Genomic DNA, 23022 nt, shown 5'->3' with positions numbered 1-23022 from the left:
AGCTCAGCTCTTGCTGATCTTCTCCTGCAGCCAGCCGGCGGTCCACGCGGTGGCGGTCTTGCCGTCCTCCACCTGGTAGCTGGCGTAGGAGGAGTGCACCTGCGAGGCCATGTAGGAGCCCACCTGGGCCAGGGCGGCGGGGATGTTGGACAAGGTCCGGGCCGCCTCGGGGGTGGCGCAGATCAGGTCGCCGGGTGCGCAGAAGGTGACCACGCGGTCGGCGACCTCGCCGAAGTCCTTGGCCCGCGGGCCGGCCAGGCCGGCACCCTCGACCGGGGGGCCGACGAGCTTCTCGGTGCTGGGGCTGCGGTTGGGGTCTGAGAGCAGCGCGACGGCCACGAGCTTGTCCGCCTCCACCGGTCCCTCGCCGTTGCCGATCTGGGTGGCCACGTCACCGGTGACCGCAGCCCCCTGGGAGTAGCCGGTGAGCGCGAACTTGGTGCTCGGGCACTTGGTGGCCACGGACTGGATGAGGTCACGGGTGGCCTTGACCCCGGCCGCCTGGCTCTCCGGGTACGGGGTGGGGTTGCCGAACTGGGCGATGTAGGGCACGAAGCTGATGCCCATCGCGTCGGGGCCGACCGCACCCCGCAGCGGGTCGGCCACGGCCTTGAGCAGCCCCTGCGGGACGTTGGGGTCGGCGGTCGGCGAGGTCTCGTTGGTGCCGGGCACGAACACCGCCTGCACGTCTGCGCAGCCGGCGGGCTTGGCCTCGTCGGAGTCGGAGGAGCAGGCCGCGCTGAGCAGACCCACCACCGCCAGCGCGGAGAGCAGTCCAGCTCCGGTGCCACCGGTGATCCTCGAGCGCGTTCCCGCCATCGTCTGTCCCCTTCTCGGCCGTGTCCGTGGGCGGACGGCGCCCCGCACAGCGGGTCTCGCCATCCCGGCCAGGACACTACGGGACCGGTGGGGGCTAGCTGATGCCTGCCGCGTCCATGCCGCGCAGCTCCTTCTTCAGGTCGGCGATCTCGTCGCGCAGCCGGCCGGCCAGCTCGAACTGCAGGTCGCGGGCGGCCTCCATCATCTGGGCGGTGAGCTGCTGGATGAGGTCGGCCAGCTCGGCACGCGGCATCGACCCCGGTGCGCGGCCCTCCAGCACCCCGGCGCTGGCGGCCCGACCGGCCTCGCCGGTGGCCCGCTTGCCGCGGCTGGCGTTGCGCCCGGAGCCGCCCACCGAGACCAGCCCCTCGCTGTCCTCGGCCTCGGCGTAGACCACGTCGAGGATGTCGTTGATCTTCTTCCGCAGCGGCTGCGGGTCCAGGCCCCGCTCGGTGTTGTAGGCGATCTGCTTCTCGCGGCGCCGGTCGGTCTCGTCGATGGCCTGCTTCATCGAGTCGGTGATCTTGTCGGCGTACATGTGCACCTCGCCGGAGACGTTGCGCGCCGCGCGGCCGATGGTCTGGATCAACGAGGTGGCACTGCGCAGGAAGCCTTCCTTGTCGGCGTCGAGGATGGCCACCAGCGACACCTCCGGCAGGTCCAGGCCCTCACGGAGGAGGTTGATGCCCACCAGCACGTCGTAGTCGCCCAGGCGCAGCTGGCGCAGCAGCTCCACCCGGCGCAGGGTGTCGACCTCGGAGTGCAGGTAGCGGACCCGGATGCCCAGCTCGAGCAGGTAGTCGGTGAGGTCCTCCGACATCTTCTTGGTCAGCGTGGTCACCAGCACCCGCTCGTCGCGCTCGCTGCGCACCCGGATCTCGTGCACCAGGTCGTCGATCTGGCCCTTGGTGGGCTTGACCACCACCTTGGGGTCGACCAGCCCGGTGGGCCGGATGACCTGCTCCACGAACTCACCGCCGGCCTTGGCGATCTCGTACTTGCCCGGCGTGGCCGAGAGGTACACCGTCTGGCCGATGCGGTCGACGAACTCCTCCCAGCGCAACGGCCGGTTGTCCATCGCGCTGGGCAGCCGGAAGCCGTGCTCCACCAGGGTTCGCTTGCGGCTCATGTCGCCCTCGTACATGCCGCCGATCTGCGGCACGGTGACGTGCGACTCGTCGATGACCAGGAGGAAGTCGTCCGGGAAGTAGTCCAGCAGGGTGGCACCGGCGGAGCCGGGCGGGCGCCCGTCCACGTGGCGCGAGTAGTTCTCGATGCCGGAGCAGAAGCCCACCTGGCGCATCATCTCCAGGTCGTAGGCGGTGCGCATGCGCAGCCGCTGCGCCTCCAGCAGCTTGCCCTGCCCCTCCAGCTTGGCCAGCTGCTCCTCCAGCTCGGCCTCGATGTCGCGGGTGGCGCGCTCCATCCGCTGCGGCCCGGCCACGTAGTGGGTGGCGGGGAAGACCCGCGTCTCGTCCACCTCGCGCACCACGTCCCCGGTGAGCGGGTGCAGGTAGTACAGCGCCTCGATCTCGTCGCCGAAGAACTCGATGCGCACCGCCAGCTCCTCGTAGGCGGGGATGACCTCGACGGTGTCTCCCCGCACCCGGAAGGTGCCGCGGGCGAAGGCCAGGTCGTTGCGGGCGTACTGCACGTCCACCAGCGCCCGCAGCAGCGTCTCCCGGTCCATCGTCGCGCCCACCTCGAGCCCGATGGAGCGGTCCAGGTACTCCTGCGGCGTGCCCAGGCCGTAGATGCAGCTGACCGAGGCCACCACGATCACGTCCCGCCGGGTGAGCAGGCTCATGGTCGCCGAGTGCCGCAGCCGCTCGACGTCGTCGTTGACCGAGGAGTCCTTCTCGATGTAGGTGTCGGTCTGCGGGACGTACGCCTCGGGCTGGTAGTAGTCGTAGTAGGAGACGAAGTACTCCACCGCGTTGTGCGGGAAGTAGCCGCGCAGCTCGTTGGCCAGCTGGGCGGCGAGGGTCTTGTTGGGCGCCAGCACCAGGGTGGGCCGCTGCACCTGCTCGACCAGCCACGCCGTGGTGGCCGACTTGCCCGTGCCGGTGGCGCCGAGCAGCACCACGTCCGGCTCGCCGGCCTTGATCCGCTTGGTGAGCTCGGCGATGGCGGCGGGCTGGTCACCGGCGGGCTGGTAGTCGCTGACCACCTGGAACTGCCCCTTGACGCGCGGGATCGCGCTGACCGGCCGGAACTCCGAGTGCGCGCGGAGCCCGTGCTCGGGCTCCGAGGTCTGCTTCGTCTGCTGTGCCACGGGTCCAGGGTAGGCGTCGCCCCCGACAGCTCTCGCTGGGCGAACGCCCGGGTCGGGCACCGGCGGGGCGCGCGGCGTCGACTAGGTTTGGCCGGTATGGCGCTGCACCGTCCCAAGCGGGAGACCTTCGACGTCCCAGCGCGAACCAACACCGATCCCAAGGGGATCCTGCGGGCCGTGGACACCTACCGGGTGCAGCCGTGGGGCCTGTACATGGCCCGCCCTGCCGACCACGTGCAGTTCCACTACCTCGAGTCGTGGCTGCTGCCCAGCGCGGGGCTGCGGGTGACGGTGTTCCACTTCAACCCCGGTCACGAGCGCGACCAGGACTTCTACGTGGACATCGGTGAGTACCACCGCGACGGCGAGGTCTGGCACGGGGTGGACCACTACCTCGACCTGGTGGTGCGCACCGGGCGCTCCACCACGCTGCTGGACACCGACGAGCTGCTGGCGGCCCACGCGCACGGCCTGTTGGACCTCGAGTCCAGCGAGCTGGCCGTGCAGCGGGCGGTCGGCGCGGTGGACGGCATCGCCAGCCACGGCCACGACGTCACCGCGTGGCTGGGCGAGCGGGGCATGCCCCTCACCTGGCGGTGACGGTGCCCGGCTGAGCTAGTCGGTGGTGGGCTCCCAGGCGGTGCGCTCGGCCCACTCCCGCGCCCGGCCCGCGGTCTGCTCGATCCAGTCCTGCACGAGCCGGCGGTGCTCCGCCGCGGTGCCCGCGCGCGCCGCGGCAGCGCGCTGCGCCGCCACCAGCTCCTCGGCCACCGCAGGCTCGGTGCGCAGCCAGTCCACCAGCAGCAGCGTGTGCCGCTGCGCCGGCGCACCCGCCACCCGCACGGCCACGTGCACCGGCCGGTCCGGGTCGGCGCCCGCATGGTGGGCCTCCGCCCAGGCGCGGTCGCCGCCGACGACCGGCTGCTCCTCCAGCGGGGCGAAGCCGGCGTCGACCAGCGGCTGCACCAGCGCGGCCACGTCGTCGGGCTGCGCCACGGTCACCTGCACGTCCAGCACGTCCGGCGCCGCCAGGCCGGGCACCGCGGTGGGCCCCACGTGGTCGATCCGCTGCGCGTGCAGCCCGGCCGCCACCCGCAGCCGGGCCACCAGCCGCGCACCCTGCGCGGCCCACTCCGGGTCGGCGTCCACCACCGTCAGGTCGGTCGGCTCGACGGGCCGGTGCAGCCGCACGTTCGCCTCGTAGGGCACCAGCCGCCGCTCCCACAGCTGGTCCACCTCCGCCAGCAGCGAGTCGGGCGCGCCCCCGTTGTCCAGCCACACGTCCGCCGCCGCGCGCCGCTGCTCGTCGCTGGCCTGCGCGCCGATGCGGGCTCGGGCGTCCTCCGCGGTCATCCCCCGCTGTCCCACCAGCCGCTGCACCCGCTCGTCGGCGTCGGTGTGCACCACCACCACCAGGTGGAACAGCGGCGCCATCCTGCCCTCGACCAGCAGCGGGATGTCCTGCACCACCACGGCGTCGGCAGGGGCGGCGGCCACCAGCTCGGCGGTGCGGGCGCCGATCAGCGGGTGCAGCACCGCGTTCAGCGCCGCCCGCTCGGCGGGGTCGGCGAAGGCCACGGCGGCCAGGGCGGGGCGGTCGAGGGCCCCGTCGGCGTCCAGGATGCCGTCCCCGAAGCGCTCCACCAGCTGGGCCAGGCCCGGAGTGCCGGGGGCCACCACCTCCCGGGCGATGAGGTCGGCGTCGACCACCACCGCCCCCCGCTCGGCCCAGCGGCGCGAGACCGTGGACTTGCCGGCGCCGATACCGCCCGTGAGGCCAACCCGAAGCATGGATCGAGTGTGGCACAACGGCGAGACTCGCCGCGGCACACCGGCGCGCCTCCGCGTCCCGACAGACCCTCATGCGTAGGTTGAGAGTTCACGGTTAGTGACCGCAGGTGTAGCACTCGTTCCCAGGAGGCCCCGATGTCGAGCTCTCACCGCAGGGGCACCGTCGGGCGCCACCGCGCCGGCCGCCCCGGACTCGTGCACTGCACCGAGCACCCCGCCGTGGCCGTCGTGCTCAGCACGCGTCGCCGCAGCTGGTTGAGCGTGCTGCTCACCCCGGCTCGCCACAGCCTGGCCGGGCTGCGCCGGCGCTCCCCCGCCACCCCGGAGGTGCGCTGGGCTCCGAGCCTGGCCACCACCGGGCAGCTGGCGCACTAGCCCGACCTCGCCCCGAGGAGGCACCCCCACCCGCACGTCCCCAGCAACGAGTCAGGCCCCGCCCCGGATGTCCGGGAACGGGGCCTGCTTCGTCGGCTACTGACTAGGCGCCGGACAGCTTCTCGCGCAGGGCGGCAAGCTGGGCGTCGCTGGCGAGCGAACCACCGGCGGCGGCGGGGGCACCCTCACCGGCGTCGACCTCTTCGGTGTCGTCAGCGGAGTCGGAGGAGTAGTTGGTCTCCGACGCGGCCTCAGCCTCGTCCTTGGCCGACTTCTCCATCTGAGCCTTGTGAGCCTCGTGGCGCTTCTCCGCCTCGGCGTAGCGACGCTCCCAGTCCTCACGCTGCTTCTCGAAGCCCTCGAGCCACTCGTTGGTCTCGGCGTCGAAGCCCTCCGGGAAGATGTAGTTGCCGGCCTCGTCGTACTGGTCGGCCATCCCGTACTTGGAGGGGTCGAACTCCGCGGAGAAGTCCTCGTTGGCCTGCTTGAGGCTCAGCGAGATGCGACGACGCTCCAGGTCGATGTCGATGACCTTGACCATGACGTCGTCGCCGACGCCGACAACCTGGTCCGGGATCTCCACGTGGCGCTCGGCCAGCTCGGAGATGTGCACCAGGCCCTCGATGCCCTCGTCCACCCGGACGAACGCGCCGAAGGGCACCAGCTTGGTGACCTTGCCGGGCACGATCTGGCCGATGGCGTGGGTGCGGGCGAACTGGCGCCACGGGTCTTCCTGCGTGGCCTTGAGGCTCAGGGAGACGCGCTCGCGGTCCAGGTCGACGTCGAGCACCTCGACGGTGACCTCGGTGCCGACCTCGACGACCTCGCTCGGGTGGTCGATGTGCTTCCAGGACAGCTCGGAGACGTGCACCAGGCCGTCGACGCCACCCAGGTCCACGAAGGCACCGAAGTTGACGATGGAGGACACGACGCCCTTGCGGACCTGGCCCTTCTGCAGCTGGTTGAGGAACTCGCTGCGGACCTCGGACTGGGTCTGCTCGAGCCACGCACGGCGGGACAGGACCACGTTGTTGCGGTTCTTGTCCAGCTCGATGATCTTGGCCTCGATCTCCTTGCCCACGTAGGGCTGGAGGTCGCGGACGCGACGCATCTCCACCAGCGAGGCGGGCAGGAAGCCGCGCAGGCCGATGTCCAGGATGAGGCCACCCTTGACGACCTCGATGACCGTGCCGCTGACCGGCTCGTCGGCCTCCTTGAGCGCCTCGATCGTGCCCCAGGCGCGCTCGTACTGCGCGCGCTTCTTGGACAGGATCAGCCGACCTTCCTTGTCCTCCTTCGTGAGCACGAGGGCCTCGACGATGTCGCCGACGGCGACAACCTCGTTGGGGTCCACGTCGTGCTTGATGGAGAGCTCGCGGGAGGGGATGACGCCTTCGGTCTTGTAACCGATGTCGAGCAGAACCTCGTCGCGGTCGACCTTCACGATCGTGCCCTCAACGAGATCACCGTCGTTGAAGTACTTGATCGTGGCGTCGATCGCAGCCATGAAGTCCTCGGCGGAGCCAATGTCGTTGATGGCTACCTGGGGGCTGCGTGACGAGGGGAGGGTGGTTGTCGGCATGGGGTGGAGTGCTCCGGAGGGATAGGAAGTCGGTTGACGGTGTTCGGCCATACTGTGTGTGTTCAGCGCACAGTGGTCGTGCTGGTCTTCTTCAGTTCTGCAGTGAGCCGTCGTGCGGGAAGATCGCACGGTCAGCTGCAAGCGTCGAGACGCATGCCACGTGCGGGCGTAAGCCTACGGGGTGTCGAGTACCCCAGCAAACCCGTGAGGTAGGACGAGTGAGCAACCAGTCGCCCGGAGCGCCCCAGGCAGGCACCGGATCCCACGAGACCCCCGTGAGCGGGGCGGATGCCTCCCGACACAGCGAGGCTATCGCCGCCCTGGGCACCGTCGGGCCGAGCCGGGTGGGGCTCAGCGCCGAGGACAGCGTGCGCGCCAACCTGGCGTGGTGGGACGCCGACGCCGAGGACTACCACCGCACCCACGGCGACTTCCTGGGGTCGGACTCCGAGACCGGTGAGTTCGTCTGGTGCCCAGAGGGACTGCACGAGGGAGACGTGCACCTGCTGGGTGAGCTGGCCGACCGCGACGTGCTCGAGGTGGGGTGCGGGTCGGCGCCGTGCAGCCGCTGGCTCGCCAGCCAGGGTGCCCGCCCGGTGGGCCTGGACCTGTCCTCGGGGATGCTGGCCCGCGGACGGGCCCGGATGGCGCAGGGTGGGCCGCAGGTGCCGCTGGTGCAGGCCAGCGCCGACGCCCTGCCCTTCGCCGACGCCAGCTTCGACCTGGCCTGCTCGGCCTTCGGCGCGGTGCCCTTCGTGGCCGACTCCGGGCTGGTGATGGCCGAGGTGGCGCGGGTGCTGCGGCCCGGCGGGCGGTGGGTGTTCTCGGTCAACCACCCGATGCGCTGGGTCTTCCCCGACGACCCGGGCCCGCGCGGGCTCACCGCGACCATCTCCTACTTCGACCGCTCCCCGTACGTCGAGGTGGACACCGACGGCCGGCCCACCTACGCCGAGCACCACCGCACCCTCGGCGACCGGGTCCGCGAGATCGTCGCGGCCGGGCTGGAGCTGGTGGACCTGGTGGAGCCGGACTGGCCGGAGTGGCTGGACCGCGAGTGGGGCCAGTGGAGCCCGCTGCGCGGCGAGCTGTTCCCGGGCACCGCCATCTTCTGCTGCCGCAAGCCCGCCTAGCTGCCCGTCCTGCCCGGTCCGCCAGTGCGCGGCGGGCTAGTGGGCTAGTGGGCGGCGGCGTCCCAGGACGAGCCGGTGCCCACCGAGACCTCCAGCGGCACGTCCAGCGGGTAGGCGTTGCCCATGTAGGTGCGCACCAGCTGCTCCACCTGCTCGCGCTCGCCCTGGGCGACCTCCAGCACCAGCTCGTCGTGCACCTGCAGCAGCATCCGGGAGCGCAGCCCCTGCTCGTGCAGCGCGGTGTGCACGCCGAGCATGGCCATCTTGATGATGTCCGCGGCGCTGCCCTGGATAGGAGCGTTGAGCGCGGCGCGCTCGGCCACCTCGCGGCGCTGGCGGTTGGAGCTGGTGAGGTCGGGCAGGTAGCGCCGGCGCCCGAAGATGGTGGAGGTGTAGCCGACCTTGCGGGCCTGCTCCACCACCTCGTGCAGGTAGTCGCGCACCCCGCCGAAGCGGCGGAAGTAGGCCTCCATCTGCTCACGGGCCTCCTCCGTGGAGATCCGCAGCTGGCTGGCCAGCCCGAACGCGCTGAGGCCGTACGCCAACCCGTAGGACATTGCCTTCACCCGGCGGCGCAGCTCCGGGGTGACCTCCTCCAGCGGCACCCCGAAGGCCCGCGAGCCCACGAAGGTGTGCAGGTCCTCCCCGGTGCGGAAGGCCTCGAGCAGGCCCTCGTCGCCGGACAGGTGCGCCATGATCCGCATCTCGATCTGGCTGTAGTCCGCGGTCATCAGCGTCTCGAAGGGGGTGCCGTCGGAGTCGCGGCCCACCACGAAGGTCTGCCGGATGCGGCGGCCGGCGTCGTTGCGCACCGGGATGTTCTGCAGGTTGGGGTCGGTGGAGGACAGTCGGCCGGTGGCGGCGATCGTCTGGTTGAACGTGGTGTGGATGCGCCCGTCCTCGGCGATGCACTTGAGCAACCCGTCCACGGTGACCTTCAGCCGGGTGGCGTCGCGGTGGGCCAGCAGGTGCTCCAGGAACGGGTGCCCGGTGCTGGTGAACAGCGTCTGCAGCGCATCGGCGTCGGTGGTGTAGCCGGTCTTGGTGCGCTTGGTCTTGGGCATGTCCAGCTCGTCGAAGAGCACCACCTGCAGCTGCTTGGGCGAGCCCAGGTTGATCTCCTTGCCGATCACCGCGTAGGCAGCGTCGGCGGCCTCCTTGACCTGCGCGGCGAAGGACGACTGCAGGTCGCTGAGGCTGTCGGCGTCCACCGCGATGCCGGTGGCCTCCAGCTCGGCCAGCACCTCCAGCAGCGGCAGCTCCATCTCGGTGAGCAGCGAGGTGCTCTCGATCTCCGCCAGCTCCTGGTCCAGCGCCGCGGCCAGGTCGAGCACGGCACGGGCCCGGACGATCTCGCCGGTGGCCTCGGCGGCCTCCGCGGCGTCGGGGGCGTCCAGCAGCGACAGCTGCCCGTCGTCGGAGGTCTCCGCGCGCAGCTCGCGGTGCAGGTAGCGCAGCGCCAGGTCGGCGAGGTTGAAGCTGCGCTGGCCCGGGCGCACCAGGTACGCCGCGAGTGCGGTGTCGCTGGTGGACCCGACCAGCGTCCAGCCGCGGCCGCGCAGCGCGTGCAGGGCCCGCTTGAGCTCGTGGGCGGCCTTGGGGATGGTGGCGTCGGCCAGCCACTGGCCCAGCGCCGCCTCGTCGTCGGGGTCCATGGCGGAGGTGCGGACGAACGCGCCCTCGCCGTCGGCTGCAGCCAGCGCCACCCCCAGGGTGTCGCCGCCGAAGGGGGTGCCGGTGCCGCTGACCGACAGCCCGACCCGGGAGCCGTCGCGGGCGTGGGTGTCCAGCCACTCACGCACGGTGCCCGGCTCCAGGGTGGTGCCGCGGGCGTCGAAGCCCTCTTCCGCCTCGGGCTCCGAGGACGCCAGCGTCTCGAACAGCCGGTCCCGCAGCACCCGGAACTCCAGGTCGTCGAACAGGCCGTGGATCTTCTCCCGGTCCCACGGCGCCAGCACCAGCTGCTCGGGGGTGTAGGGCAGGCTGACGTCGCGGATCAGCTCGGTGAGCTGGCGGTTGCGCAGCACCGAGGACAGGTTCTCCCGCAGCGAGGCACCGACCTTGCCCTTGACCTCGTCCACCCGCTGCACCAGCTCCTCCAGGGAGCCGTACTCGCGGATCCACTTGGCGGCGGTCTTCTCCCCCACCCCGGGGATGCCGGGCAGGTTGTCGGAGGGGTCGCCGCGCAGGGCGGCGAAGTCCGGGTACTGCACCGGGCTGAGGTTGTACTTGGTCTGCACCTCCTCCGGCGTGAAGCGGGTGAGCTCGGAGACGCCCTTGCGCGGGTAGAGCACGGTGACGTTGTCGTCCACCAGCTGCAGCGCGTCGCGGTCGCCGGTGCAGACGAGCACCCGGAAGCCCTGCGCCGTGGCCTGGGTGGTGAGGGTGGCGATGATGTCGTCGGCCTCGTAGCCGGCCAGCGCCATCACCGGGATGCCCATGGCGCCCAGCACGTCCTTGGTGATGTCCACCTGGCCGCGGAACTCGTCCGGGGTGGCGCTGCGGTTGGCCTTGTACTCGGGGAACGTCTCGGCGCGGAAGGTCTGGCGGGAGACGTCGAACGCGGCGGCGACGTGGGTGGGCTTCTCGTCGCGCAGCAGGTTGATCAGCATGGAGGTGAAGCCGTAGACCGCGTTGGTGGTCTGGCCGCTGGTGGTGCGGAAGTTCTCCGCGGGCAGGGCGAAGAACGCGCGGTAGGCCAGCGAGTGCCCGTCCAGCAGCAGCAGCGTCGGCTGGGTGGTCCCGGCGTCGGCGGGCGGCACGGCAGCGGCCGGCTCGTCGGCGGCCGGAACGTCGGCGGCCGGGGGCTCGACGGCGGGGGTGTGCGCGGTGTTCTCAGCGGTGGGGCTCACGAGGCCGAAGTCTAGAGACCAGCACCGACAGCCGGGGCGTCGCCGGGGGCGGGGCGGCAGAGCGGGGCTTGGTAGCGGTTGCTGACCTTGGGGCGCCTGGTTGGTGGTACTTGCAGACGCCCCAAGGGCTAGGCGACGCCCAGGTAGGCGGCCTTGACGCTGTCGTCGGCCAGCAGCTCCCGGCCCGGCCCCGTGCGGGTGACCTCGCCGGTCTCCAGGATGTAGGCGCGGTCGGAGCGGGTCAGCGCCTGCTGGGCGTTCTGCTCCACCAGCAGCACCGTGGTGCCCTGGGAGTTGATCTCGCTGATGATCCGGAAGATCTGCTGGATGATCATCGGCGCCAGCCCCATCGACGGCTCGTCCAGCAGCAGCACCCGCGGGCGCGCCATCAGCGCCCGGCCGATGGCCACCATCTGCTGCTCGCCGCCGGACATGGTGCCGCCCACCTGGGTGCGCCGCTCCAGCAGCCGCGGGAACAGCTCGAACACCCAGTCCAGGCGCTGGTTGTACTCCGCCTTGGTGGCGAACTTGCGCGCGTAGCAGCCCATGTCCAGGTTCTCCTGCACCGTCATGCCCGGGAACACCCCGCGGCCCTCCGGCGCCTGCACGATGCCGCGCAGCACCCGCTCGTGCGCCTTCACCCGGGTGATGTCCTGGCCGTCGAAGACCACCGTGCCGCGGGTGAGCGGCAGCAGCCCGGAGATGGCCCGCATGGTGGTGGACTTGCCGGCGCCGTTGGCCCCCAGCAGGGTGACCAGCTCGCCCTCCTCCACGGACAGGGAGATGCCGTGCAGCGCCTCGATGCGGCCGTAGCTGACCGTCATGTCGGAGATCTCAAGCAAGGGCATCGTCGGGCACTCCTAGGTAGGCGGCGATGACGGCCGGGTCTTCCCGAACATCCTTGGGCAGGCCCTCGGCGATCTTGCGACCGAACTCCAGCACCACGATGCGGTCGGTCACCTCCATCACCAGGCGCATGTCGTGCTCGATGAGCAGCACGGTGAACCCGTCGTCGCGGGTCTTGCGGATGAGGTCCATCAGCGCCGACTTCTCGCTGGGGTTGAACCCCGCGGCCGGCTCGTCCAGGCACAGCAGCTTGGGCTCGGTGGCCAGCGCCCGGGCGATCTCCAGGCGGCGCTGGTCGCCGTAGGAGAGGTTGCGGGCCTTCTCCACCGCGCGCGGGGCGATGCCGACGAACTCCAGCAGCGCCATCCCGCGCTCCACCGCGTCGCGCTCCTCGGCGGCGTGACGGCGGCTGCGGAACAGCGCGCCGGGCACGGAGGTCCGGTGCCGGGCGTCGGTGCCCACCACCACGTTCTCCAGCGCCGTCATCTCCCCGAACAGGCGGATGTTCTGGAAGGTTCGGGCGATGCCGCGCTGGGTGATCTGGTGGCGCTTGAGCTTGCCCAACGGGGCACCGTCGAAGAGCACCTCTCCGGAGGTGGGCCGGTAGACCCCGGTGATCGCGTTGAAGCAGGTCGTCTTGCCCGCGCCGTTGGGACCGATCATGCCCAGGATCTCGCCACGCTTGATGTCGAAGGTGACGTCGTCCAGGGCGGTCAGCCCGCCGAAGCGCATGGTCAGGTTGCGCGCCTGCAGCAGTGCCCCGCCCTCGGCGGTGAGCACCTCCCGCTGCGGGGCCACCGCAGCGGCCACCGCGGCGTCGTCGGTCAGCGCCGGGTTCACCGCCGCGGGATCCACCACCAGCTCGCTGTCCTGCGGGACGTCGACGGTCTCCTCGCTCATGGGCGTGCCTCCACTGGTGCCTCGGACGGTGTCGGGCGTCGGTGCACCGCCAGGAACACCTGGCGGCCCATCGCGAGCAGCTTCTGGCGCACCGGGAAGAGCCCCTGCGGCCGGAAGATCATCAGCACGATCAGCGCCACGCCGAAGAACAGGTACTTGTAGTCGCCCAGCGACTGGCCGCCGATGTCGATCGACATCACCCGGTTGGGCAGGTAGACGACGATGAACGCCCCGACGATGACCCCGAGCTTGTTGCCCTGCCCGCCGAGGACCACCGCGCAGAGGAACAGCATGGAGTTGATGACGTTGAACCCGGTCGGCACCACGAACTGCACCTGCCCGGCGAGCAGCGCACCGGAGAGGCCACCGATGGCGGCACCGATCACGAAGGCCCACAGCTTGAAGCGGAAGGTGGGCACGCCCATGATCTCCGCGGCGTCCTCGTCCTCGCGGATCGCCACCCAGGCCCGGCCCACCCGGCTGCGCTCCAGGTTCCCCACCAGCACGAGGACCAGGATGATCAGCGCGATGCCGAGCCAGAACCACCAGACGCCGGAGTTGACCGCGCCGCTGTTGTTGCCGGCGGAGAAGATGCCGTTGGGGTTGGCCTCGGTCTCCCCCACCCGCGGGTAGGCCACCGCGGACAGGCCCTGCCCGCCGCCGGTGATCTCCTTGAGGTTGTCGCTGAGCAGCCGCACGATCTCACCGAAGCCGAGGGTGACGATGGCCAGGTAGTCACCGCGCAGCCGCAGGGTTGGCGTGCCCAGGATGACCCCCGACATCGCGGTGATGATCACCGCCAGCGGCAGCACTGCCAACCAGGCCCACTTGTCGCTGAGCCAGCCGTCCGGACCGGTCTGGTTCCACGGCGAGTTGGGGCTGGTCAAGATGGCCACGGTGTAGGCGCCCATGGCGTAGAACCCGACGTAGCCGAGGTCGAGCAACCCGGTCTGGCCGACCACCACGTTGAGCCCGATGGCCAGCAGCGCGTAGACAGAGAACTGGGCCATCACCCCGCCGAAGTCGGTGCCGGGGGTGGTGATCAGCGGCGGCTTGAGCACTGGCAGCAGCGCGATGACGAGGATGGCCGGCACCGCGAAGCCCCACTGTGCCGGCCGAGCCAGGCCGTTCCACCACACGCGCAGCGCGTCGCCCACCCCGCGCGGGGGTGGTTCGCCGGCGGACTTGGCGCCGACCGGCGGCGGGGTGAGGTCCTTGGCCGAGGTGCTCATGCGCGTGACCTTCCGAGTGACTCGCCGAGGATTCCGGTCGGGCGGATCAGCAGCACGCCCACCAGCAGCGCGAAGGCCACCACGTCGCGCCACTCGGAGCCGAACAGCGCCTGGCCGTAGAGCTCCATCACCCCGAGCAGCAGCCCGCCGAGCAGGGCGCCGCGCAGGTTGCCGATGCCGCCGAGCACGGCGGCGGCGAAGGCCTTGATGCCGAGGATGAAGCCACCGTTGAAGATGATCCCGGAGGGGATCTTGAGGGTGTAGAAGAGCGCGGCAGCGCCGGCGAGCAGACCGCCGAGCAGGAACGTCAGCATGATCACCCGCTCGCGGGAGACCCCCATCAGCGTCGCGGTGTCCGGGTCCTGTGCCACCGCGCGGATGCCTCGGCCGAAGCGGGTGCGGTTGATGACGATGTCGGCCATCGCGGCCAGCACCAGCGCGGCCACGATGATCACCAGCGTCACGTTGGTGACCGAGGCGCCGAAGACGGTGAACTGCTCCTTGGGGTCGACCAGCTTGATCGGCTGCTGCGCGGTGGAGCCACCGAGGTCGGAGTCGATGCGCGGCAGGATGAAGTGCACGAACTCCTGCAGCACGAAGGAGGCGCCGATGGCGGTGATGAGGAAGGTCAGCGAGGAGGCACGGCGCTTGCGCAGCGGCCGGTAGGCGACTCGTTCCAGGGCCACCGCGGCCCCGCCAGAGACCAGCATGCCGGCCACCAGCGCGATGGCCAGGTAGCCGACGGTGAAGACGATGCCCTCGGTGTAGGTGTTGCCGCTGGGGGCGAAGCCGAGGGCCATCAGTGCCAGGTACTGCCCGAACATGCCGAGCATGAAGATCTCGGAGTGGGCGAAGTTGATCAGCTTGAGCACCCCGTACACCAGGGTGTAGCCCACCGCGATCAGGGCGTAGATGGCGCCGTAGGACAGTCCGTCCACGGTCAGCTGCCAGAAGTTGTCCACCAGGGACTCGACGTCGAACCCGATGGGGCTCACCGCCAGCGTCGTGGCGCCGTCGGCCGTCGCGCCGGTCGTCGTGCTCACAGACCACGCCGTTTCATGTGTGCTCCCAGCAGCTCGTAGCAGGGTGGGCAGGAAGGGGTGCAGCCCGTGACCGCGCTGAGGGCAGTGCCGGACGACCGGTCAGGCACTGCCCTCAGCTCGGGTCAGGGGTGGATCACTTGACCTGGTACATCCAGATCAGGGCGTTGTCGAGCTCGCCCTTGTCGTTCCACTTGTAGTTGCGGGCCAGGCCGGCGCCGTCGTAGCTCTTGACGAAGGCCGCCAGGTCCGCGCGGGTGGTCTTCCCGGCGTCGATGCCCTTGAGCATGATCGTGGTCAGGTCGTAGCCCTCGGTGGAGTAGACACCCGGCTCGGCGTTGTTCGCGGCCTTGTAGGCGGCCTTGTAGCTGTCCGGCGCCGGGCCGCACGGGCAGGAGAGCAGCGCGTCCTGGGCGGAGGACCCGGCCTGCTTGACGAACTCCGGGTCGTTGGTGCCGTCGGCGGAGACGAACTTGGCGGTCACGCCGGCGCTGCGCAGCTGGGTGACCAGCGGCGCCGCCTCGGCGAAGTAGCCGGCGTAGAAGATCGCGTCGGCGTTGGCGCTCTTGATGGAGGTGGAGGTGGCGGAGAAGTCCTTGTCACCGGTCTTGACGCTGGCGGAGCAGCTCTTGTCGGCGGCGCTGCCCAGTGCGTCCTCGACGGCCTTGGCCAGGCCCACGCCGTAGTCGGAGTCGTCCTGGACCACGCAGATCTTCTTGAAGCCCTGCGAGTCGGTGAGGTACTTGGCCACGGAGGGACCCTGGACGCCGTCGTTGGCCAGACCGCGGTAGAAGGTCTTCCAGCCGTTGGTGGTGAGCGCGACGTTGGTGGCCGAGGCGCTCAGCGAGGGCAGCCCGGCCTGGGCGAAGATGCCGCCGGTGGCCTTGGTCTCGCCGGAGAACGCCGGGCCGAGCAGGCCGATGACGGAGGGGTCGCTGACGATCTGCGGCGCCACCTGGGTGGCCTTCTGCGGGTCACCCTCGGTGTCGAAGTCCACCATTTCCACCTGGCAGCCCGGGTTGGCCTTGTTGTGCGCATCCAGCGCCACCTTGGCGCCGTTGCGGATGTTGATGCCCAGGGCGGCGTTGGGGCCGGTCTTGGCGCCGGCAAAGGCCAGCTTGACGTTGGTGCAGGTGGCCTTTCCGTCCCCGGCCGGGTCGGCTGCGGCGGTGGTGCTGGAAGCCGCAACCTCCTTGCCGGACTGGTCGATCTGCACCAGCGGCGCAATGGCGAGCGGTGCGGACGAGCCCGATCCGCCGGAGCTGTCGCTCGACTTCGAGCCACAGGCGCTGAGGGTCAAGGTGGCGGCTCCCACCAGCACCAAAACCGTTGTGAGCTTGCGACGACGCACGTAAACCTCCGGGTGGTCGAGTCCCCCAGTAACGCCGGGAGGCGTCGGCGCGCGCCGACACGGGGGTGAACCTAACGCAGAGGTAACGCCACAACGGTGAAGCGGCAGCGCGTGTGACGAAGTGGCGACACAAAAATAACTCGCCGTAACAATGGCCGACCCGTTTCCGACGAAGACGGTGTCCGTTTAGTCGGATTTCCCCGTCCGGGCGGGGAATGGCCCCGGTCAGTCGGAGGTGGCTTGGTCCAGCAGCGCCTGGGCGACCGCCTGCATGGTGGTGCGCTGGTCCATGGCGTTGCGCTGGATCCAGCGGAACGCCTGCGGCTCGGTGAGCGAGAGCGTCTGCATGAGCACGCCCTTGGCCCGCTCGATGACCTTGCGCGCGGCGAGGCGACCGTTGAGGTCGGCGACCTCGGCCTCCAGCGCGGACAGCTCGGCGAAGCGGGAGGCGGCCAGCTCCACCGCGGGCACGATGTCGGCCACCGAGAACGGCTTGACCAGGTAGGCCATCGCGCCGGCGTCGCGCGCACGCTCGACCAGCTCCCGCTGGCTGAAGGCGGTGAGGATGACCACGGGCGCAAGACGTTCCGCGGCGATCTCGCCAGCGGCGTCGATGCCGTCGCGGCGGGGCATCTTGACGTCCATGATGACGACGTCGGGCTTGAGGGAGCGGGTGAGGTCGACCGCCTCCTGGCCGTCGGCCGCCTCGCCGGCGATCTCGTAGCCGACCTCGCGGAGCATCTCCACCAGGTCGAGCCGGATCAGCGCCTCGTCCTCGGCCACGAGCACGCGCCGGGGCTTGCGGTTACCGTCGGAGCTGGGAGCACCGTCGACCATCGAACGCCTGCTGAGTGGGTCGCTCACGGGCTGCCTCCTGCCGTCCTGCTGGGAGGCTGAGCCTACCGGCACGACCGCGGCTGTCCGCGTCTTCTAGAGTGGGGCCCGGCGAGCCCTCGTAGCCCAACGGCAGAGGCAACGGATTCAAAACCCGTCCAGTGTGAGTTCGAATCTCACCGAGGGCACCACAGCACCCGGTCGGCGTGATGCCGCAGGCGAGCGTCCAGACGCATTCGCCTGCTTGCCCGAAGCGAGGCCGAGCTGGATTGCTCGCCACAAAATTCTCATCGCACTCGCCGCGTTCATCGTCTTCATGGGCGCTATCGCTGTTGCCTCGAGTGAAGAGTTTTCGGACGGATATTCCGCGGGCAAGTCAGCAGGCTCTAAGCAATCGGCCAGCGCGCCGCCCAGCCCTCAGCCATCGGTGGATCCACCGCCCAGCCCTCAGCCATCGGTGAATGCACCTCCCAGCCCTCAGCCATCGGCGAGTGCACCTCCGCTGGCCACGATCGGCAGTCCCGTGCGCGACGGAAAGTTCGAGTTCGTGGTGACTACCGTCCAGCCCGGAAAGGCTTCGGTCGGCAGCGGTTACTTGAAGGCCACAGCTCAGGGCCAGTTCGTCGTTGTGAAGCTCACTGTGCGAAACATTGGGGACCGCCAACAAATGTTCGCCGGGAGCGCCCAGAAGATGACTGACCAGCAGGGACGAGAGCTGTCCACGGACACTATGGCAGGCATCTACCTCGACTCGGACAACTTCCTGGCTGAGATAAACCCGGGCAACAGCGTGCAAGGCACACTCGTCTTCGACATCCCGAAGGACGCGGTGCCCACAACGCTGGAGCTGCACGACTCGGTGTTCTCCGGAGGAGTGACCGTCCGGCTCAGCTAGATCCGTGCGAAAGTAGGCCGCGCCGCCGGGACACCACCCGGCTGCTCCGCCTACCCCGTTGCGCCGCTCCGCTTTTCGCGGAGCCGAAGGACTGTGATGTCTGACGACCACCTCACCCACCCCGAAGATCCCGACCAGCCGGCTCCCCCGGGCGAGAGTGGTCCCCCGCAGGACTCGGTCGTGGTGCACCGCTGGCTGCTGGCGGGGCTGATCGCGGTGGCAGCCGTCGCCACGATCGTCGTCGTGGTCCTCGTGGTCGGGCTGATGGGCGATGACTCCGACCCGCGACCACAGTCGGACGACCGCCCGACCGCCACCGCGCTCCCCAGCACGCGCTCACCGACCACCACCACGGAGCCCGCCGAGGCCTCGACCGGCGTCGAGGAGCCCACGCCGTCGGCCAGTGCTGCTGCCCCCTCCGCGACCGCCGTGCGCACCAGCACCACCCGGACCGCCGTGCCGTCCGCGGCGCCGAGCACCCAAGCGCCCAGCACCACGACGCTCGCCCCCGCCCCGACTGGTCCGCCCGGCGTGGGGACCACCGTCTCCTTCACGGTGGCCGCACCTGGCGCCGAGGACATCGCCGGCACCGTCACTCTCAACGGCACCCGGCGCATCAGCGAGCCGGAGAACGACTTCGGTGACGACCCCGCCAGTGGCTCCTACCTGGTGGCCACGTTCACCGTGTCGGTCAGCGCCGGCTCCACCTACGTCAGCGACTACGACTTCCGCGCCGAGGTCGCCGACGGCACCACGCGCACCCCCTCGATCGGTGTGGTGAACCAACAGATGGACGGCACGGTCGACGCGGGCCGACAGCTGATCGGCGACGTCGCCTTCGACCTGCCACCCGGCGGTCCGGTGCTCATCTACTTCTACGGTCCGAAACCGGCCCCGCTGGCCAGCTTCCGCGTCACCGGCTAGCTCAGGCGGACATCCGCTGGAAGGTGCGCGTCCCCCACCAGGCCAGCAGCGCGGTGAGCACCACGGTGACGATGACTCCGGTCGTCACCGTGCCGCCGGAGAGCTCGCCGCGGAACAGCGAGCGCGCCGCGTCCACCAGGTACACCAGCGGGTTGATCCTGCTCAGGTTCTCCAGCCAGCCCGGCGCCAGCGACATCGGCAGGAACACCCCGGACAGCAGCAGCAGGGGCAGCGAGACGCCCTGCACGAACGGGGCGAAGGAGTCCTCATCCTTGAGGATGATGCCCATCGAGTACGACGCCGCTGACACCCCCAGAGCCAGCACGCAGATCAGCACCAGGGTGATCGCCACCCCACCCCAGGTCGGTCGCAACCCGAACGGCACGGCCACCAACACCAGGATCACCCCCTGCACCCCGATGGTCACCGTGTTGCCCAGCGTCCGCCCGAGCAGCAGCGACAGCCGCGGCGCCGGGGTCACCCGCTGGCGCTCCAGCACGCCCTCACGCATCTCCTGGATGATGCCGAACCCGGCGAAGCCCGCCCCGAAGATGGTGAGCTGCAGCAGCAGGCCGGGCACGAACAGCGACCACGACGCCTCGCCGCCGAGCCCGCCCGCGCGCACGTTGGTGAGCAGCGGGCCGAACAGCACCAGGAACAGGACGGGCTGGGCCAGCCCGAAGAACACCCACACCGGGTTGCGCAGCAGCAGCCGCATGTCCCGGGTGAACACCACGGACGTCGCGTCGAGGGTGGAGCGCATGGGGGTCCTCTCAGGTCAGCAGGAGCAGGAGCACGTCAGGCCGGCGCGTCCTCGCGCAGCGACCGTCCGGTCAGCGTGAGGAAGACGGTGTCCAGGGTGGGGCGGGCCACGGTGACCGTGCGCAGGGGCAGGTCGGCGGCGTCCAGCGCGCGCAGCAGCGGGGCCACCGCCACGTCGCCGCGCTCCACGGTCAGCTGCAGCGTCTCCCCCTCCACGCGCGCCTCCCGGACCTCGATGGCCTCCCGGGCCACCACCTCGGCCAGCGCCAGGTCACCGTCCACGCTGACGGTGATGACGTCGCCGGACACGGCCGCCTTGAGCGCGTCCGGGGTGTCGTCGGCGACGATGCGCCCCTGGTCCATCACCAGGATGCGGTCGGCGAGCGCGTCGGCCTCGTCCAGGTAGTGCGTGGTGATCACCACGGTCACCCCGCGCTCGTCGCGCAGCGTGCGGATGTGCTCCCACAGGTTGGCCCGGCTCTGTGGGTCCAGCCCGGTGGTGGGCTCGTCCAGGAAGATCAGCCCCGGGGTGTGCACCAAGCCGCTGGCCACGTCGAAGCGGCGACGCTGCCCACCGGAGAGCTCGGACAGCGCCCGGCCACCCAGCTCTCCCAGGTCCAGCTGGGGCAGCAGCTCGGTCACCCGCTGCTGCGCCTGCGCCCGGCTCAGCCCGTACAGCCGCCCCTGGGTGACGAGCTCCTCGGCCACCCGCGAGCCCGGCGCCGGCGCGGAGCCCACCTGGGCGACGTAGCCGATGCGCCGGCGCACCTCACGGGGCTGCTCGCGCAGGTCGGCACCGGCCACGGTGGCCGTGCCCTCGGTGGGGTCGAGCAAGGTGGTGAGCATCCGCAGCGTGGTGGTCTTGCCCGCGCCGTTGGGGCCGAGCAGCCCGACGATCTCGCCGGCGCTGACGTCGAGGTCCAGCGGAGCCACCGCCTGCACCGGCCCGGTCTTGGTCTTGAACGACCGGGCCAACCCGCGTGCGTGAATCATCGCGACCTTCCCCCTTGCCGGTGGTGGGGCCACACTATGCACCCGGGCGCCGACAACAACAGCGCTGTGGCGGAGGGGTGGTGCGCCCTACCGGTTCGAGACGCGGAGCAGGCCCTCCTGGACCACGGTGGCCAACAGCTCGCCGCCGCGGGAGTAGAACCGACCCGTGGCCAGGCCGCGGCCGCCGGAGGCGGTGGGCGACTCGGTGTCGTAGAGCACCCACTCGTCGGCCTGGACCGGACGGTGGAACCACATGGCGTGGTCCAGGCTGGCCAGCAGCACCTTGTCGATGCCGTAGGCCAGGCCGTGGCCGGACATCATCGAGTCCAGCAGCGTCATGTCCGAGGCGTAGGCCAGCACGCAGACGTGCAGCAGCGGCTGGGCCGGCAGCACCCCGTCGGCGCGCATCCACACCTGGCTGCGGGTGGAGCGAGCGCCGGTGGCGCGGCGCACCCACGGCGGGTCGTTGACGTAGCGGATGTCGATGGGCCGGCGCAGCGTGGCACGGGGGCCGAACAGGTCCTCGTACCCGGTGAGGCGCTCCGGCAGGGAGGGCAGCTCCTCCGGTGCGGGGACGTCGGGCATGGGCGTGGTGTGCTCCACGCCCTCCTGGGCCTCCTGGAACGACGCCGAGAGCGCGAAGATGGGGTTGCCGTGCTGGATCGCGGTGACCCGGCGGGTGGCGAAGGAGCGTCCGTCGCGCACCCGGTCCACCTCGTAGACGATGGGCACGCGGGGGTCGCCGCCGCGAATGAAGTAGGCGTGCAGGGAGTGCACCTGGCGCTCGCTGGAGACGGTGCGCCCGGCCGCGACCAGTGCCTGGCCGGCCACCTGGCCACCGAAGACGCGGGTGGGCGCCGTCGTGGGGCTCACCCCGCGGTAGATGTTCTCCTCGATGCGCTCCAGGTCGAGCAGCTGCACCAGCTCGTCGAGCTCAGGTTGGGCGACCACCCCGGTCATCCGTGGTCCTCCTCGCCGAGGCGGTGCACCAGGATCAGGTTGGTGGAGCCCACCGTGTTGGGCGGGGACCCGGCCACCACGACCACCACGTCACCGCGCTGGTAGCGGTCCATCTCCAGCATCGCCTTGTCGACCAGGTCGACCATCTCGTCGGTGGTGCTGACCTTGGGGACGATGAACGTCTCGGTGCCCCACGTCATGGCCAGCTGGCTGCGCACCTCCTGCTGCGGCGTGAACGCCAGCAGCGGCAGCGGCGTGTGCAGCCGGGCCAGCCGGCGCACGGTGTCGCCGGACTGGGTGAAGGCCACCAGGGCGGTGGCGTTGAGCCGCTCGCCGATGTCGCGGGAGGCGTAGGAGAGCACGCCGCGCTTGGTGCGGGGCACGTGGTTCAGCGGCGGGACCGCGGTGGACTCCGCCTCCACCGCCTCCACGATGCGGCTCATGGTGCGCACGGTGGCCATCACGTGGGCACCCACCGACGTCTCGCCGGAGAGCATCACCGCGTCGGCGCCGTCCAGCACGGCGTTGGCGACGTCGGAGGCCTCGGCGCGGGTGGGCCGGGAGTTGCTGATCATCGACTCGAGCATCTGGGTGGCCACGATCACCGGCTTGGCGTTCTCCCTGGCCACCTGGATGGCGCGCTTCTGCACCAGCGGCACCTGCTCCAGCGGGAGCTCCACCCCCAGGTCGCCGCGGGCCACCATCACGCCGTCGAAGGCCAGCACGATGGCCTCCAGGTTGTCGATGGCCTCGGGCTTCTCCAGCTTGGCGATCACCGGCAGCCGGCCGCGGCCCTTGCGGTCCATCACCTGGTGCACCAGGTCGATGTCGGCGGGCGAGCGCACGAAGGACAGCGCGATCACGTCCACGCCCAGGTCGATGGCGAACTCCAGGTCGGCGATGTCCTTCTCCGACAGCGCCGGCACCGACACGTTCACCCCGGGCAGCGAGAGGCCCTTGTTGTTGCTGACGGTGCCACCCTCGGTCACCCGACAGACCACGTCGTTGCCCTCGACCGCGGTGACCACGAGCCCGACGTTGCCGTCGTCGACGAGCAGCCGGTCACCGGCGCGGGCGTCCTTGGCCAGCTCGGAGTAGGTGGTGGAGACCCGGTCGTGGGTGCCGGGGACGTCCTCGACGGTGATGCGGACCTCTTCGCCGTTGGCCCACAGCTCCTTGCCGTTGACGAACCGGCCCAACCGGATCTTCGGTCCCTGCAGGTCCGCCAGGATTCCCACGGCGCGGCCGCTGCGGTCCGACGCCGCCCGCACGTAGCCGTAGGTCCGCTCGTGGTCGCCGTGGGAGCCGTGGCTGAAGTTGAGCCGGGCCACGTCCATGCCGCACTCGACAAGCTCATGGACCAGCTCCTGGCTGTCTGTCGCAGGGCCCAGGGTGCACACGATCTTCGCTCGACGACTCACGAGCCCAGCCTAGTCCCGTCCGCGCGAGGCTCACCCC

Annotated in this window: 20 protein-coding genes and 1 tRNA gene; 6 read left to right on the top strand and 15 right to left on the bottom strand. The window is 70.6% G+C overall.

Annotation, left to right across the window (positions count from 1 at the left end):
• Positions 1 to 3 precede the first annotated feature (3 nt).
• Both ELX43_RS06130 and uvrB read right to left on the bottom strand, forming a co-directional pair.
• Positions 4 to 819, bottom strand: coding sequence for a cutinase family protein (locus ELX43_RS06130; RefSeq protein ID WP_164860589.1), 816 nt, complete (start codon positions 817 to 819; stop codon positions 4 to 6).
• Between the two features lie 94 nt (positions 820 to 913).
• The gene (uvrB, locus tag ELX43_RS06125) at positions 914 to 3094 is read right to left on the bottom strand and encodes an excinuclease ABC subunit UvrB (protein ID WP_127782590.1); all 2181 of its coding nucleotides are present in this window, start codon (positions 3092 to 3094) and stop codon (positions 914 to 916) included.
• 102 nt (positions 3095 to 3196) lie between these two features.
• Between uvrB and ELX43_RS06120 the strand changes: the two genes are divergently transcribed.
• Positions 3197 to 3694 (top strand): DUF402 domain-containing protein, encoded by a 498-nt coding sequence (locus ELX43_RS06120; protein ID WP_206518202.1) that lies wholly within the window; start codon positions 3197 to 3199, stop codon positions 3692 to 3694.
• Positions 3695 to 3709: 15 nt separating this feature from the next.
• On the opposite strand, the gene coaE is transcribed toward ELX43_RS06120, so the two are convergent.
• The gene (gene coaE / locus ELX43_RS06115; RefSeq protein WP_127782588.1) at positions 3710 to 4885 is read right to left on the bottom strand and encodes a dephospho-CoA kinase; all 1176 of its coding nucleotides are present in this window, start codon (positions 4883 to 4885) and stop codon (positions 3710 to 3712) included.
• A 135-nt stretch (positions 4886 to 5020) separates the two neighbouring features.
• Here coaE and ELX43_RS06110 point away from each other — a divergent pair, with 135 nt between their 5' ends.
• On the top strand, positions 5021 to 5260 hold the full coding sequence (locus tag ELX43_RS06110) for a hypothetical protein (RefSeq protein WP_127782587.1): 240 nt from the start codon (positions 5021 to 5023) through the stop codon (positions 5258 to 5260).
• A 103-nt stretch (positions 5261 to 5363) separates the two neighbouring features.
• On the opposite strand, the gene rpsA is transcribed toward ELX43_RS06110, so the two are convergent.
• The gene (gene rpsA, locus ELX43_RS06105) at positions 5364 to 6842 is read right to left on the bottom strand and encodes a 30S ribosomal protein S1 (protein ID WP_127782586.1); all 1479 of its coding nucleotides are present in this window, start codon (positions 6840 to 6842) and stop codon (positions 5364 to 5366) included.
• A 275-nt stretch (positions 6843 to 7117) separates the two neighbouring features.
• Between rpsA and ELX43_RS06100 the strand changes: the two genes are divergently transcribed.
• Complete coding sequence (locus tag ELX43_RS06100; RefSeq protein ID WP_127782585.1) at positions 7118 to 7975, top strand: class I SAM-dependent methyltransferase; 858 nt, start codon at positions 7118 to 7120, stop codon at positions 7973 to 7975.
• A 44-nt stretch (positions 7976 to 8019) separates the two neighbouring features.
• Here the strand turns inward: ELX43_RS06100 and polA are convergent, their stop codons facing one another.
• The 7 genes from polA to ELX43_RS06065 form a co-directional block, all read right to left on the bottom strand.
• On the bottom strand, positions 8020 to 10737 hold the full coding sequence (polA, locus tag ELX43_RS06095) for a DNA polymerase I (protein ID WP_206518201.1): 2718 nt from the start codon (positions 10735 to 10737) through the stop codon (positions 8020 to 8022).
• Positions 10738 to 10955: 218 nt separating this feature from the next.
• Positions 10956 to 11675, bottom strand: coding sequence for an ABC transporter ATP-binding protein (locus ELX43_RS06090; RefSeq protein ID WP_127782584.1), 720 nt, complete (start codon positions 11673 to 11675; stop codon positions 10956 to 10958).
• Positions 11662 to 12573: an ABC transporter ATP-binding protein gene (locus ELX43_RS06085; RefSeq protein ID WP_127782583.1), complete on the bottom strand. Its 912-nt coding sequence runs from the start codon at positions 12571 to 12573 to the stop codon at positions 11662 to 11664. The genes ELX43_RS06090 and ELX43_RS06085 overlap by 14 nt, the downstream gene beginning before the upstream one ends.
• Entirely contained in the window at positions 12570 to 13805 is a 1236-nt protein-coding gene (locus ELX43_RS06080) for a branched-chain amino acid ABC transporter permease (protein WP_127782582.1), read from the bottom strand. The genes ELX43_RS06085 and ELX43_RS06080 overlap by 4 nt, the downstream gene beginning before the upstream one ends.
• Positions 13802 to 14806: a branched-chain amino acid ABC transporter permease gene (locus ELX43_RS06075; protein WP_127784719.1), complete on the bottom strand. Its 1005-nt coding sequence runs from the start codon at positions 14804 to 14806 to the stop codon at positions 13802 to 13804. Before ELX43_RS06075 ends, ELX43_RS06080 begins: the two co-directional genes overlap by 4 nt.
• Positions 14807 to 14981: 175 nt before the next feature.
• Positions 14982 to 16169, bottom strand: a complete 1188-nt coding sequence (locus tag ELX43_RS06070) for a branched-chain amino acid ABC transporter substrate-binding protein (RefSeq protein ID WP_127784718.1) — start codon at positions 16167 to 16169, stop codon at positions 14982 to 14984.
• A gap of 252 nt (positions 16170 to 16421) precedes the next feature.
• Positions 16422 to 17033 (bottom strand): response regulator, encoded by a 612-nt coding sequence (locus tag ELX43_RS06065; protein ID WP_127784717.1) that lies wholly within the window; start codon positions 17031 to 17033, stop codon positions 16422 to 16424.
• A 112-nt stretch (positions 17034 to 17145) separates the two neighbouring features.
• Here ELX43_RS06065 and ELX43_RS06060 point away from each other — a divergent pair.
• From ELX43_RS06060 to ELX43_RS06050, 3 genes are all read left to right on the top strand, one after another.
• Positions 17146 to 17221 (top strand) — tRNA-Leu (locus ELX43_RS06060).
• Between the two features lie 332 nt (positions 17222 to 17553).
• Positions 17554 to 17925, top strand: a complete 372-nt coding sequence (locus tag ELX43_RS17960; protein ID WP_241249808.1) for a DUF4352 domain-containing protein — start codon at positions 17554 to 17556, stop codon at positions 17923 to 17925.
• A gap of 96 nt (positions 17926 to 18021) precedes the next feature.
• Positions 18022 to 18849, top strand: a complete 828-nt coding sequence (locus tag ELX43_RS06050) for a hypothetical protein (protein WP_127782581.1) — start codon at positions 18022 to 18024, stop codon at positions 18847 to 18849.
• Between the two features lies 1 nt (position 18850).
• Here ELX43_RS06050 and ELX43_RS06045 read toward each other — a convergent pair whose 3' ends face one another.
• The 4 genes from ELX43_RS06045 to pyk all read right to left on the bottom strand — a co-directional run bounded on the left by ELX43_RS06045 (position 18851) and on the right by pyk (position 22985).
• On the bottom strand, positions 18851 to 19612 hold the full coding sequence (locus tag ELX43_RS06045) for an ABC transporter permease (protein ID WP_127782580.1): 762 nt from the start codon (positions 19610 to 19612) through the stop codon (positions 18851 to 18853).
• Between the two features lie 35 nt (positions 19613 to 19647).
• Complete coding sequence (locus ELX43_RS06040; RefSeq protein WP_127782579.1) at positions 19648 to 20604, bottom strand: ATP-binding cassette domain-containing protein; 957 nt, start codon at positions 20602 to 20604, stop codon at positions 19648 to 19650.
• Positions 20605 to 20691: 87 nt separating this feature from the next.
• The gene (tesB, locus tag ELX43_RS06035; RefSeq protein WP_127782578.1) at positions 20692 to 21564 is read right to left on the bottom strand and encodes an acyl-CoA thioesterase II; all 873 of its coding nucleotides are present in this window, start codon (positions 21562 to 21564) and stop codon (positions 20692 to 20694) included.
• Positions 21561 to 22985 (bottom strand): pyruvate kinase, encoded by a 1425-nt coding sequence (gene pyk, locus ELX43_RS06030; protein ID WP_127782577.1) that lies wholly within the window; start codon positions 22983 to 22985, stop codon positions 21561 to 21563. The genes tesB and pyk overlap by 4 nt, the downstream gene beginning before the upstream one ends.
• Between the last annotated feature and the right edge of the window lie 37 nt (positions 22986 to 23022).

The sequence above is a fragment of the Rhodococcus sp. X156 genome (genome assembly GCF_004006015.1).
GTDB lineage: Bacteria > Actinomycetota > Actinomycetes > Mycobacteriales > Mycobacteriaceae > X156.
The sequence above is the reverse complement of the archived record's forward strand: the minus strand, read 5'-3'. Positions and strand labels throughout refer to the sequence as shown.

Coding starts and splice junctions, on each gene's coding strand:
- ELX43_RS06080 (WP_127782582.1), bottom strand. CDS start 13,805: ATGAGCACCTCGGCCAAGGACCTCACCCCGCCGCCGGTCGGCGCCAAG.
- ELX43_RS06040 (WP_127782579.1), bottom strand. CDS start 20,604: ATGATTCACGCACGCGGGTTGGCCCGGTCGTTCAAGACCAAGACCGGG.
- ELX43_RS06110 (WP_127782587.1), top strand. CDS start 5,021: ATGTCGAGCTCTCACCGCAGGGGCACCGTCGGGCGCCACCGCGCCGGC.
- ELX43_RS06130 (WP_164860589.1), bottom strand. CDS start 819: ATGGCGGGAACGCGCTCGAGGATCACCGGTGGCACCGGAGCTGGACTG.
- ELX43_RS06045 (WP_127782580.1), bottom strand. CDS start 19,612: ATGCGCTCCACCCTCGACGCGACGTCCGTGGTGTTCACCCGGGACATG.
- ELX43_RS06090 (WP_127782584.1), bottom strand. CDS start 11,675: ATGCCCTTGCTTGAGATCTCCGACATGACGGTCAGCTACGGCCGCATC.
- ELX43_RS06050 (WP_127782581.1), top strand. CDS start 18,022: ATGTCTGACGACCACCTCACCCACCCCGAAGATCCCGACCAGCCGGCT.
- ELX43_RS06065 (WP_127784717.1), bottom strand. CDS start 17,033: ATGGTCGACGGTGCTCCCAGCTCCGACGGTAACCGCAAGCCCCGGCGC.
- tesB (WP_127782578.1), bottom strand. CDS start 21,564: ATGACCGGGGTGGTCGCCCAACCTGAGCTCGACGAGCTGGTGCAGCTG.
- ELX43_RS06085 (WP_127782583.1), bottom strand. CDS start 12,573: ATGAGCGAGGAGACCGTCGACGTCCCGCAGGACAGCGAGCTGGTGGTG.
- rpsA (WP_127782586.1), bottom strand. CDS start 6,842: ATGCCGACAACCACCCTCCCCTCGTCACGCAGCCCCCAGGTAGCCATC.
- coaE (WP_127782588.1), bottom strand. CDS start 4,885: ATGCTTCGGGTTGGCCTCACGGGCGGTATCGGCGCCGGCAAGTCCACG.